General features: G+C 72.7%; 8 protein-coding genes. 4 read left to right on the top strand and 4 right to left on the bottom strand.

The window, feature by feature from the left end:
* Nucleotides 1-101: 101 nt before the first annotated feature.
* The 4 genes from DSY14_RS02895 to DSY14_RS02880 all read left to right on the top strand — a co-directional run bounded on the left by DSY14_RS02895 (nucleotide 102) and on the right by DSY14_RS02880 (nucleotide 7,805).
* On the top strand, nucleotides 102-2,189 hold the full coding sequence (locus DSY14_RS02895) for a glycosyltransferase family 2 protein (protein WP_211714844.1): 2,088 nt from the start codon (nucleotides 102-104) through the stop codon (nucleotides 2,187-2,189).
* Entirely contained in the window at nucleotides 2,186-3,859 is a 1,674-nt protein-coding gene (locus DSY14_RS02890; RefSeq protein ID WP_211714843.1) for a glycosyltransferase, read from the top strand. The genes DSY14_RS02895 and DSY14_RS02890 overlap by 4 nt, the downstream gene beginning before the upstream one ends.
* Before the next feature lie 149 nt (nucleotides 3,860-4,008).
* Nucleotides 4,009-6,120, top strand: a complete 2,112-nt coding sequence (locus tag DSY14_RS02885) for a glycosyltransferase family 2 protein (RefSeq protein WP_249187233.1) — start codon at nucleotides 4,009-4,011, stop codon at nucleotides 6,118-6,120.
* Nucleotides 6,121-6,167: 47 nt separating this feature from the next.
* Nucleotides 6,168-7,805, top strand: a complete 1,638-nt coding sequence (locus tag DSY14_RS02880) for a glycosyltransferase (RefSeq protein WP_307851110.1) — start codon at nucleotides 6,168-6,170, stop codon at nucleotides 7,803-7,805.
* 7 nt (nucleotides 7,806-7,812) lie between these two features.
* On the opposite strand, the gene DSY14_RS02875 is transcribed toward DSY14_RS02880, so the two are convergent.
* From DSY14_RS02875 to DSY14_RS02860, 4 genes are all read right to left on the bottom strand, one after another.
* Complete coding sequence (locus DSY14_RS02875; RefSeq protein ID WP_211714871.1) at nucleotides 7,813-8,268, bottom strand: MaoC family dehydratase; 456 nt, start codon at nucleotides 8,266-8,268, stop codon at nucleotides 7,813-7,815.
* Nucleotides 8,269-8,375: 107 nt separating this feature from the next.
* Nucleotides 8,376-9,497 carry an enolase C-terminal domain-like protein gene (locus tag DSY14_RS02870; RefSeq protein WP_307851109.1) on the bottom strand — a complete coding sequence of 374 codons (1,122 nt, stop codon included), beginning with the start codon at nucleotides 9,495-9,497 and terminating at the stop codon, nucleotides 8,376-8,378.
* Between the two features lie 358 nt (nucleotides 9,498-9,855).
* Nucleotides 9,856-10,974 (bottom strand): alanine dehydrogenase, encoded by a 1,119-nt coding sequence (gene ald, locus DSY14_RS02865; protein WP_211714869.1) that lies wholly within the window; start codon nucleotides 10,972-10,974, stop codon nucleotides 9,856-9,858.
* A gap of 137 nt (nucleotides 10,975-11,111) precedes the next feature.
* A complete protein-coding gene (locus tag DSY14_RS02860; protein ID WP_211714841.1) occupies nucleotides 11,112-12,344 on the bottom strand; it encodes an amidohydrolase family protein in 1,233 nt (410 codons plus the stop codon).
* Nucleotides 12,345-12,437 lie beyond the last annotated feature (93 nt).

Below are 12,437 nucleotides of genomic sequence, written 5' to 3'. Positions count from 1 at the left end.
CCTCGGGCCCGGTTCCGGCACCCCCGCCCCGGGCCCGAAGGCCCCGCGTCGCCGCCTCCCCGTCCCCGCTGTGATCCGCAGCAGAACCGAGAAGGTCACCGATGATCACCACCGTCCTCCGGCAGGCCCTGCGTGCCCGTGGCGACGAACCCGCCGTGCTCTGTCACAGCGGGGCCGACACCCTGCGGGAGGTGTCCGGGGCGCCTCGGCGACCCGGGGACCTGCTCGTGGACCTGGGCGCCCACCCCCTGGGCGTGCCGCTCTCGCTCGGCGGCGCGGAAGGCGACGAGGAGGAGCCCGTCGCCGGGCTGGTGGCCCTGGTGGCCGCCACCCCGACCGACCTCAACAGGGCCCTGACCGCCGCCGTGCACCTGCCCCGCGCCGTCCACGTGCTCGTGGCGCTCATGGACACGCCCGGTCACCAGGATCCGCCGGTCCCCGCGGGCCCCGGCATGGGTCAGTGGCGTGACCTCCAGGAGTTGCGGGTCCGTCGGATGGGCGCGCGCGGCTGGGTGTGCGAGGTGTTCTTCCCCAACCCCGTGGAGTCCGGCCCGGTCCTCGACGCCGTGCTGCACGGCACCCGGGGACGCCGTCGCGGTCCGGCCGTGGCACCCCTGACCGCTCTCAGCGGGCCGGAGGCCGCGTTGTGGCGCCCGGGCGACACCGGTGCCCACGGGATCGACGCCGCCGGGCCGGTCCCGTTGCGTCGGGTCACCCCCGTGGCCGACCTTGCCCTGCGCGTGCGGGAGACGGAGGCCGCACCGGCGTGGAACGAGCCGACCGTGCCCGTGCTGGACCGGGCCACCACCACGGCCGACTCCTGGGAACGGCTCACCGGGCCCGAGGGCCGCGCCCTGGCCGAGGGCGTCGTCACCCCCCGGCACACCGCCACCGGCGCTCCGGTCGATCCGAGCGCCCTCGTGGCGCCGATCGACGAGACCACCGTCAACCCCACCGGGTTCGGCAAGGCCGAGAAGGGGCCCCTCGGGCACCTCACCGTGCAGGGTGACCGCGCGGTCGTCCGCGAGGGCGCCAAGGACCTGGTCGTGGTGGCGGCCGACGGCACCGTCACCGACGTCGACCTGACGCGGCTGCGCCACCTGCGCGGGGTGCACGTCGACTGGTCCGGGCACACCGGCCCCGCCGCGGCGGTACGCGCGGTGGCCTCCCTGGCCGCCGGTGGAGTGCCCCTGACCGCCGATCCGGTGCCCGCCTGGGCGTCCGGTCTGGGCGCAGCGCTCACCACGCTCCTCGCCGACGCCACCGACGCCGACCTCACCGACCGCCTGGCCCGTGAGGAGCACAGCGTCCGGCTGCGCCGGGCCGCCCTGTACACCCACGGTCTGCGATCCCGATGGCGGTCGCTGGCCACCGCGGTCGATCTCCCCGTTCCACCGGCGCCCCGGGTGTCGGTCATCCTGTGCACCCGCCGTCCGGACATGGTCGGGTTCGCCCTGGCCCAGATCGCCCGCCAACGCGGCGTCGACCTGGAGACGGTCCTGACCCTGCACGGGTTCGCGGCCGACCGGCCCGAGGTGGCGGCGGCGATCGACGCGTACCGGGCCACCGGTCTGCCGATCACCGTGTACGAGGCGCCGGCCGACCGGATCTTCGGGGCTGTGCTCAACGACTCCGTGGCCCGCGCCTCGGGCGATCTCGTCGCCAAGTGGGACGACGACGACTGGTACGGACCCGAACACCTCGCCGACCTGGTGCTGGCCCGGACCTACTCCGGGGCCGAACTCGTGGGCACCGGCCAGGACTTCATCTACCTCCAGGAGGTGGACCTCATGGTGTGGCGCAGCCGCGAGTCCGAGACCGCCACCCGGTTCATCGCCGGCGGCACCATCCTCACCGACCGTGTGGTCCTGGAGGAGACCGGCGGCTTCCGTCCGCTGCCCCGCGCCATCGACACCCAACTGCTCATCGCCGTGTCCCGGGGCGGGGGACGTATCCACCGCACCCACGGACTCGGGTACGTGCTGCGCCGCACCGGCGGCGGACACACCTGGTCCGAGGACATGGCCTATTTCCTGCACAACTACGCACGACAGTGGACCGGCTGGCGGCCCAGCGTCCTGCTCGAAGGCGCGCCTCGCCCCTTCGGCGACGCCGGAGCACAGGGCGGACCGACCGCGGTCCACGAGGAGCCGGTCATGGCCACGACGCACCCCGGGGGACACCCTTGACCAGTACAGAAGAGCACACCGTCGTCCCGACCACGGAGACGGCCCCGACACCGGCCGGCGCGGTCTCGCCGCTGCCCCGCGGGCAGGTGGACTTCTCCGAACAACCCCGGATCCACCGCAACGACCACTCCGTGCTCACCCTGCCGCGCTCGGGGGAGTGGACGCCGACGTTGTCGGTGAGCGTGGTCATCCCGGCGCACGGAGGGGCGGACAAACTCGCTCTGGTGTTGGCGTCGCTGGCGGCGCAGAGCTATCCGGCGCACCTCACGGAGGTGATCGTCGTGGACGACGCCAGTCCGGAGCCGCTCACCCTTCCTCCGGTGCGTCCGGAGAACACCCGGATCATCCCGTCGGCACCCGGGGGTTGGGGTTCGGCGCACGCGGTGAACACCGGGGTCGCGGTCTCCTCGGGTCAGGTGATCCTGCGGTTGGACGCCGACATGCTCGTCTACCGCGAGCACGTCGAGTCGCAGATGCGCCTGCACCACCTCATCGACTACGGGGTCTCCCTCGGCCACAAGCTGTTCGTCGACTTCGACCCCGCCGCGATGACCCCCGAGTACGTGCGCGACGAGGTCGCCGGGGGTCGGTCCGACACGCTCTTCGACCGGGACACGGCCGACCCGCACTGGGTGGAACGCCTGATCAACCGGCACGACCGGCTGCGCACCGCGGGACGCCTGGCCTACAAGGTGTTCATCGGCGCCACCGGATCGCTGCACCGTGACCTGTACGACGCCGCGGGCGGGCTCGACCCGGCGCTGGTCCTGGGCGGCGACACCGAGTTCGCCTACCGGGTCGGCCAGCGCGGTGCCGTGTTCGTGCCCGACCTGGACACCAGTAGCTGGCACCTGGGCCGCTCCCAGATGCAGACCCGTCGCGACGCCGGGACCCGCTACCGGATGCCGTACGTGTCCAACCGCGTGCCCGACTTCCACCTTCGCCGCAAGCGTCCGGACCGCCAGTGGGAGGTCCCCTTCGCCGACGTGGTCCTGGACACCACCGACCACACCCTGGAGGAGGTCGACGCCACCGCCTCGGCGCTGCTCTGCGGCTCCACCCCGGACCTGCGGCTGTGGCTGGTGGGCCCGTGGTCGCGCCTGAACGACGAGCGTCGTGCGCCGCTGGACGACGCACTGCTCGAACCCCGTCTGACCCACGAGACCTTCCGGGGCGACCCGCGGGTGCGGTTCGTGGAGTCGGCGCCGGAGACCGACCCGCGCGTCCCGTTCCGTCTCCACCTGAACGCGGGACCCACCCCGACCGACACGGCCGTGGTCGACCTGGTCAAGGAGATCGACAAGCAGGGCGTCGGGCTGCTGTGCGCGCCGCTGCCCGGCGCCACGCGGGCGGGGGAGGGGCTGCTGCGTCTGGAGCGCGTCGCCGCCTACGTCCGCGCCCGCCACCTGGACCCCGGGGTCGAGGGCACGGACCTGGACCGGGTGGTGGAGCAGACCCACGGCACGCACTGGATGCCCGGAGAGCGGTTCGTCGCGACCGGTGAGGTCGAGGACGAGACCGCCCCGCGCCCGGAGGTGCTCCAACAGCGCCTGGACAAGGCGCTCACCGAGGCCGACCGGATGCGGGCTCGTGCCCGGCGGGCCGAGCGCAAGCTGCGCTGGTTCACCCCCGGACTGGGGCGCAGGGTGCTGCGCCGCATCGCGCGCTGAACCCGGACAGGGCGGGCACGCCGGCCGTGCCCGCCCTGGTGAGCGGCGACACACCCGCTCACGAAAGTTACTTAAAGTGATCATTGTGGGACGCTGGGTAGGACGCTTCGTTGCGGTTTCCACCCGCCCACCACGCCCAAGGTTGCCCGATGATCACCTCAGTCGTACGTCAGGCCCTCCGTATCCGCGGTGACGAACCCGCCGTCCTGTGCCACACCGGAGACCCGGTGACGACCAGGCGCGAACTGGCCGCGTTGCGACTGCGCCCCGGCGACCGCCTGATCGATCTGGACGCCCACCGGTCGGGTGACCCGGTGCTGGTGGAGGGCGCCGACGACGTCGGGCACGAGACGGAGACGGGGACCGCGACCGCCGGGCTGGTCGCGGTGGTGGCCGCCAGCGTCACCGACCTGCACCGGGTGCTGACCACCGCCACCGCCCTGCCGAACACCGTGCACCTGCTCGTCGCGGTCGTCGACACCCCGGGCCACCAGGGGCCTCTCCTGCCGTCGCCTCCCGGTATCGACGAGTGGAACGACCTCCTCGAGGCCCGTGTGCGCCGGATGGGCCAACGCGGCTGGGTGTGCGAACTCTTCTTCCCCAACTCGGTCGAGACGGCCCAGGCCCTGGACTGCGTTCTGTACGGCGTACGCGGGGGACGTCGTGGCCGTCGCCCCGTGCCCCTGGTCGGTCTCCACGGGCACGAAGGCGCATTGTGGCGTCCCGGTGACGTCGCCTCGACCGGTGTGAGCGCCACCGGTCCCGTCCCGCTGCGCCGGGTCTCGCCCGTGGCCGACCTCACCCTGCGCACCGACGACGTCGGTCTCCCCTCGTGGGAGGACCCCGTCGTCCCCCACCTGGACACCCCCACCACCACGGCCCGCTCCTGGTCCTCGCTGTCCCGCACCGTCCCACCACGACACGGTGAGGCCGACCCCCATCGGGTGCCGCCCATCGACGAGTACACCGTCAACCCCATCGGGTTCACCAAGAAGGCCGTCGGGCCCATGGGCGACCTCACCGCCCACGGTGAGCGGGCCGTCATCCTCGAGGGGGAGAAGGTCCTGTGCACCCTCCCCGAGGACGGCACCGTCACCGACCTCGACATCGGTCGGATCCGCTACCTGCGCGGGATCCGGGTCGACTGGACCGGACACTCCGGGCCGCTCGCCGCGGTGCGCGCGGTGGCCGCCCTGGCCGCCGCCGGCGTTCCCCTGGTCGGCGGCCCCGTTCCGGTGTGGGCGGCCGACCTCGGTGAGAGGCTCGTCGCCCTGCTCACCGCGGTGGAGGAGCGGGACCTCGCCGACCCGCTCACGCGGGAGGAGCACAGCGTCCGGCTGCGCCGCGCCGCGTTCGGTACCCACGCCCAGTCGGTCCGGTGGCGCGCCCTGGCCACCCGCGCCGGTGTGCCGTTGCCGCCCGACCCCCTGGTCACGGTCATGCTCTGTACCCGTCGCCCGGAACTGGTGGGGTTCGCCCTGGCCCAGATCGCCCGTCAGCGCGGCGTCCGCTTCGAGCTGGTCCTGGCACTGCACGGGTTCGGCGCCGACCTGCCCGAGGTGCGGGCGGCCCTGCGCGACTTCGCCGTGACGGGGGTCCCGGTCACCGTCCACGAGGCCCCCGGTGACCAGGTGTTCGGCGCGGTCCTCAACGACGCCGCCGACCGCGCCTCGGGCACCGTGATCGCCAAGTGGGACGACGACGACTGGTACGGCCCCGACCACCTCGCCGACATGATCATGGCCCGCCACTACTCTTCGGCCGATCTGGTCGGCATCACCCAGGATCTGGTCTACCTCCAGGAGCTGGACGTGACCGTGTGGCGGAGCTACCAGACCGAGAAGCCGTCGCCGGACGTGGTGGGCAGCACGATCGTCATCGACCGGTCGGTGTTCACCGCGGTCGGTGGGTTCCGTCCGCTGCCCCGTGCGATCGACAGCCAACTGCTGCTCGCCGTGCGGCGCAACGGGGGACGCATCTACCGCACCCACGGCCTCGGCTACCTGCTGCGACGGGCGGGACAGGGCCACACCTGGGGTGCCGACATGGGCTACTTCCTGCGCCGCAACAGCAGGCAGTGGTCCGGATGGCGACCCAGTGCCCTCCTGGAGGGCTCCCCGGAGCCTCTGGGCGGCGGCGCCGATCCCACGGAAGGCGCCCGAACCGCCACACCGCTCGACGCCACGGGACCGATGCGCACCCGTGTCGAGGGCGCGCCCGACCCGACGACGTCATCGACCACCACGGGAGGCCACCGTTGACCACCGCAGACAACACCTCCGCGCACGACGACGCCCAAAGGGCCACGGTGGCCGGGGACGCCCCACCACGCCCCGGGTCCCCCGAGCAGCCGCGGATCCACCGCAACGACTACACCGCGCTGCGCGTCCCCGACCTGGGGGAGTGGACGCCGACGTTGTCGGTGAGCGTGGTCATCCCGGCGCACGAAGGCGCGGACAAGCTGGCCCTGGTGTTGGCGTCGCTGGCGGCGCAGAGTTACCCGGCGCACCTCACGGAGGTGATCGTCGTGGACGACGGCAGTCCCGAGCCGCTCACCCTGCCGCGAGTCCGTCCGGAGAACACGCGGATCGTTCCGTCCGCCGAGGGCGGTTGGGGCTCGGCGCACGCCGTGAACACCGGTGTCGCGGTCTCCTCGGGGCAGGTCGTCTTCCGGTTGGACGCCGACATGCTCGTCCACCGCGAGCACGTCGAGTCGCAGATGCGCTGGCACCACCAGGCCGACTACGCGGTCGTGCTGGGCCACAAGCTGTTCGTCGACTTCGACCCCGCCGCCATGGTCCCCGAGTACGTGTACGAGGAGGTCGCCGGGGGGCGGGCCGACACGCTGTTCGACCGGGACTCCGCCGATCCGCACTGGGTCGAACGGTTCATCGACCGCACCGACCTGCTGCGTGCGGCGGGACACGAGGGTTTCAAGGTCTACGTGGGCGCCACCGGGTCATTGCACCGCGGTCTGTACGACGCGGCCGGCGGCATGGACCCTGAGTTGGTCCTGGGCGGTGACAGCGAGTTCGGGCACCGGCTGGCGCAACGCGGCGCGGTGTTCGTGCCCGACCTGGACACCAGCAGTTGGCACCTGGGTCGCTCGCAGATGCAGGAACAGCGGGACGTCGGCACGCGCTACCGGATGCCGTTCGTCGCCAACCGGGTGCCCGACTTCCACCTGCGTCGCAAGCGTCCGGAGCGTCAGTGGGAGGTCCCCCTGGTCGACGTCGTGCTGGACGTGGCCGAACGCACCCTGGAGGAGGTCGACGCCACCGCGGGGGCGCTGCTCTGCGGCTCCACCCCGGACCTGCGGCTGTGGATGGTGGGCCCGTGGTCGCGCCTGCACAACGACCGTCGACCGCCCCTGGAGGAGGAGTACCTCGACCTGCGCCTGTCGCACGAGACCTTCCGGGGCGATCCGCGGGTGCGGTTCGTGGAGTCGGTGCCGGAGACCGACCCGCGGGTCCCGTTCCGCCTGTACATGGAGGCGGGCCCGCCGCCCACGCCGGACGCGCTCGCCGCGTTGGTCCGGGCCTGCGACGATTCCGGTGCCGGTCTGCTGTGCGCGCCGCTGCCCGGTGCGCTCACGGCGGGTGAGGGCGTGCTCCGACTGGAGCGGGTCGCCGCCTTCGAGCGTGCGCGACGGCTGGACCCGCAGGCCCGGGACCAGGAGCTGGACCGGCTGGTCGAGGAGGTGTTCGGGATCCACTGGACCCCCGCGACCGGCATCGTCGCCTCGCTCGGGCCGGAGGAGGCCGAACTGGAGGGGCGGACCGGGGTCAACGGCCAGGAGGAGTCGGTGGAGCGGCTCCGCAGCCGGCTGGAGCAGGCCACCGCGCGCAGTGACCGGATGCGCCGGAGGGCCGAACGCGCCGAACGCAAGCTGCGCTGGTTCACCCCGAGCCTGGCCCGCCGGGTGCTGCGGCGCTTCGCGCGCTGAACCGGGGTCAGGGCACCCAGAGGCCCAGACTCTCGGCGACCAGTGCGGGGCGCTCCGTGCCCTCGATCTCCACCGTGTGCCGGGTGGAGACGAGGTGGCCCTTGGGGGTCGTGTCGACCTTCAGGAGTTCCACGGCGTCCCGCACACGCGAGCCGACGACGACGGGCTGCAGGAAGCGGACCTTGTTGAGCCCGTAGTTGATGGACATCCGGGGCTTCTCGGTGAGCCTGAAGGTCTGTTGGGAGAAGTGCGCCAGGAGGGACAGCGAGAGGAAGCCGTGCGCGATGGTGGCGCCGAAGGGGCCCTCGGCGGCCCGTTCCGCGTCCAGGTGGATCCACTGGTGGTCCTCGGTCGCGTCGGCGAACCGGTCGATGCGGCTCTGGTCGATGGTGACCCAGTCGGTGCGGCCCAGTCGTTCTCCCTGGGCGGCGATGACCTCGTCGATGTCGGCGAAAACGCGCACCACGCCTCCACGTTCCGTGCGGGGCCGGACCCGTCCGCCGGATCCCCTGTGGTGTGCGCCACTCTACCTAACGGCGTTCGGTTAAAGTCGTTCGGGGCGCCCCGCGTTCAGTGACCGCCCGGGCCGGTCGTGCGCGGAGCGTCCAGCAGCAGCGTCCGCGCGGTCGAGCCCGGCAGGGCCGTCGGATCCGGTTCGTGCCCCAGCCCGCTCTCGGTCAACGGCACCGGGACCACACCATCGTGCGCACGCACCGGCGGGACGACCAGATCACGTCCGCGCGCACCCGCGCCGGGCATCTCCACCGGCAGGGTCGCGCCGGCCAGTGACGCCAGCGCCACCGTCGCCGCCCGGCCCACGCCGGTGCGTGCCGAGGAGCCGCACCACACCTGCCAACCCGCGTCCACCGCCAGGTCCACCGCGCGTCGCGCCGCCGTGAGTCCGCCCAACCGGGACGGGTCGATGTTCACCGCGCCCGCGGCCTCGGCCCGGATCGCCTCCCCGAGGTCCTCCAACGAGGTGAGCGACCGGTGCAGGGCCACCGGGGTGCGCAGTTCGGAGGTCAAACGGGCGTACGCGCCCAGGTCATCGGGGGCGAACGGATCCTCGATGGCCACCAGGCCGGTGGCGTCCAGGGCCCGAAGCGCGTCGAGATCCTCGGGGGACTCGGAGTACCGGCCTCCCGCGTCGACCTGGAGCACCAGGAAGGGGAAACTGCCCTGCACCGCGCGGACCACGTCGGAGTCCCAGCCCGGTTCGACCTCCAGCCGGATGCGTCGGAACCCCGCACCCACCTGACGGTTCACCTCGGTCACCACCGACTCCAGCGTCACCTGCCGGGCCAGGGTCACACCCGCGGTGAGCGCGGTGCGCGATCCGCCCAGGGCGTGCGCCAACGGGGTCGAGCGCTGCCGGCTCCACAGGTCCCAGCAGGCGGTGTCCAGCGCTCCCACCAGGGCCGGGTCCCAGGGGAGATCGGCGAAGGCGTCGACCACCTCGGTCGGCCGGCGCCAGGAGTGCCCGAGCAGGGCGGGGGCGAAGACCTCCGCCAGGGCGTCCCAGCGGTCCGGGGTGACACTCGGGATCTCTCCCCAACCGCTCACCTCGCCGTCGCAGACCCGGACCAGGACCGGGGCGGCGCCGCCCGCGCCCCGCCCCGCCAGTGACGGCCGCAGACGCACCAGTTCGAGTTCGACGATGCGGGTCAGGGCCACCGCTCCGGCGTGCGTCACTACAGTCCACCTCTGTTCGGGCCACGGGCAACGGGTCCGTCGCCGGGACCCACTTTCGACGGTACCCGTGCCCGACCCGCCCGACCACCCCGTGCGGTCCTCCGCCTGGGGGACACCGTCCCTGGTGGAACGGGCTTTGTGCGGGTCGGAGCCGGTTCGTCCGGCGAGGACGGGCCCAGGGTCGCGTCCCTCACGTCGTCGGCGCGGCGATGACACGGCCGTACGAACGCGCCCTCGCACACCGAAGGGGGCCGTCCGAAACGGACGGCCCCCGTGGAACCCGGTCCGACCCCGTGGGTCGAAACGGAGGACGCGTGCTCTGGTCCGGGCGCCGACGCGGGCCCCGGAACACCCCGGGTCAGCTCGCGAGGACGTCCACGAGTTCGCGGTGCTTGAGGCCGTGGGCCTCGGCCACCGGCGAGTAGACCACGTCGCCGTCGAACGTGTTCAGACCACCCGCGAGGGACGCGTCGTCGCGCAGGGCCTGCTTCCACCCCTTGTCGGCGAGCGCCACCACGTAGCGCAGCGTGTCCTTGGTGAGGGCGTGCGTGGAGGTGTTGGGGACCGCGCCGGGCATGTTCGCGACGCAGTAGAACACGGTGTCGTGCACGGTGAAGGTGGGATCGTCGTGGGTGGTGGGGCGGGAGTCCTCGAAGCAGCCTCCCTGGTCGATCGCGATGTCCACCAGGACCGCGCCCGGGCGCATGCGGGAGACCAGTTCGTTGGAGATGAGCTTGGGCGCCTTGGCGCCGGGGACCAGCACCGCGCCGATCACCATGTCCGACTCCAGGACCGACAGCTCCAGCTCGAAGGCGTTGGAGACCACGGTCTTGACCTGGCCCCGGTACACCGCGTCGATGTGCCGCAGCTTGTTGACGTTCAGGTCCAGCACCGTGACGTCGGCGCCCATGCCCACGGCGATCTGGGTGGCGTTGAGCCCGGACACACCCGCGCCGACCACGGTGACGCGGGCCGGTCGCACCCCCGGGACCCCGCCCATGAGGACCCCGCGACCACCGTTGGGCCGCTGCAGGGTCACCGAGCCCACCTGCGGCGCCAGTCGACCGGCCACCTCCGACATGGGGGCGAGCAACGGCAGCGAACCGTCCGGCAGCTGCACGGTCTCGTAGGCGATGCCGGTCACCCCGCGCTCGGTCAGGGCGTCCGTGCACTCCCGGGACGCGGCCAGGTGCAGGTAGGTGAAGAGGGTCTGCCCCGCCCGCATCCGGTGGTACTCGGACGGGATCGGCTCCTTCACCTTGAGGATGAGGTCGCCGGTGGCCCACACCTCGTCGGCCGTGTCCAGGATGGTGGCTCCGGCCACCCGGTATTCCTCGTCGGTGATGGAGGAACCCAGGCCGGCGTCGTGTTCGACGAAGACCTCGTGACCCCGACGGGTCAGTTCGTGGACCCCGGCCGGGGTGATCGCCACTCGGTACTCGTGGTTCTTGATCTCACGGGGCACGCCGATGCGCACGGTTCCTCCCACTGGTATCGCCATCGATACCTCCCACTGTGAACTGCGAGGGCGCCTGAGCGCCATCGCCAATGTGCATAGCCCTGTGCGGCCATGTTGACAGGGTGTAAGGCTCACGTGTGGTGTGTGACACGGGTCTACGGCTGTGCTTTTCGGCCCGCCACCCACACCTGCTCGACCCGGCCGGTCAGTCGCATCCCCGCGTACGGTCCCGGGTCACTCAGGGGCACCGGGCCGGTGGCCTCGTCGTCGAAGGCCACCAGGTCCGCCTCGAACCCCGGTCGGATCCGCCCGCGGGCCAATCCCAGAAGGTCGGCCGGGGCCTGGGCTGTCCATCGGGCGAGATGGTTCAGCGTGAGTTTGCGCCGACGCGCGGCGGTCCACAGTGCCGACAGGCTCCACTGCAGGGTGTACAGACCGAGTGCCGGCAGGTGGCCGGAGCCGATGGTGTTGAGCGCCGAGCCGGGTTCCAGGAGGGCGCTCCACAGCGCCTTGCGGTTGGCGTCCGAGCGCAGCGGCGGCCGACAGGAACGCGCCGGGGAGTCCGGGCTCGGCAACTCCTCGGGCAGACAGAGGTAGTGCGGACAGGTGTGCGCCCCCATCTCCACCCCGGCGGCGCCGGCGGCCGAGAGCAGCGCCGCGCACTCGGCGGCGGTGAAGGGGGTGATGTGGGTGCGCGCCCCCACGACCCGGGCGGCGGAGATCACCCGTTCCAGACCCCGGCGCTCGGCCCGGGGCGGACGCTGTTCGGCGCTCACCGGCGGGGTGCCGAGTTCGGCGGCGTCCTCGGCGTGCACCAGCAGAAGCGAGTCCAGGGCGGCGATCTCCACCATGGCCTTGCGCAGCCGGGAGTCGCCCAGCGCCGCCATGTCCGGGGCGCCTCCGTCGGACAGCGACGCCTGGAAGGCCACCACGCCCCCGGCCTGGAGATCGGCCAGGTCCAGGGGGCCGGTGCCCTGGTGCACACCCCCCAGGAAGGCGAGGGAGACCCGGCAGCCGGCGGCGGCGCGTTGATGGACCTGGAGGGAGTCGGCGCAGGTGACGGCGGGCCGGGCGGGTGCGGGGGAGACGACCAGACACGTGACCCCACCGCGCAGGGCCGCGGATCCGACCCGTCGGTAGGAGTCGCTCAGGTCCTCTCCGGGAGCGTGCACCCCCGTGCCGAGGTCGACCGCCCCGGGCAACAGGGCCCGGTCGCCCAGGTCGACGATCTCGGGGGCGGAGCCGGTCCGCTCGTCCGGTGGGTCGGACACGGAACGGTACGGCAGCACCGCCTCGATCCGCCCTTCGCGGACCACCACGTCCGCCGCCTCGATCCCGTCAGGGGTCACCACTCGTGTCGAACGGATGGCGGTGTCGAAATCGGGCATCGCTTCCCCTTCATGCGCCGGGCTGAGGTGAACGTGCGAGGGGGCGGGGTGGGGAACTCGCGGGAGGGTCGAGCGTATCGCGTGGGCCTCCTC

It is taken from the genome of Nocardiopsis sp. MG754419 (assembly GCF_018207095.1).
In the GTDB taxonomy this organism is placed as follows: Bacteria; Actinomycetota; Actinomycetes; order Streptosporangiales; family Streptosporangiaceae; genus Nocardiopsis.
Note: the sequence above shows the minus strand (reverse complement) of the source record. Positions and strands in the feature narration are given on the sequence as shown.

Bases quoted from the DNA above. Each gene is read 5' to 3' on its own strand.
- DSY14_RS02860 (WP_211714841.1), bottom strand. From the start codon at position 12,344: ATGCCCGATTTCGACACCGCCATCCGTTCGACACGAGTGGTGACCCCT.
- DSY14_RS02885 (WP_249187233.1), top strand. From the start codon at position 4,009: ATGATCACCTCAGTCGTACGTCAGGCCCTCCGTATCCGCGGTGACGAA.
- DSY14_RS02895 (WP_211714844.1), top strand. From the start codon at position 102: ATGATCACCACCGTCCTCCGGCAGGCCCTGCGTGCCCGTGGCGACGAA.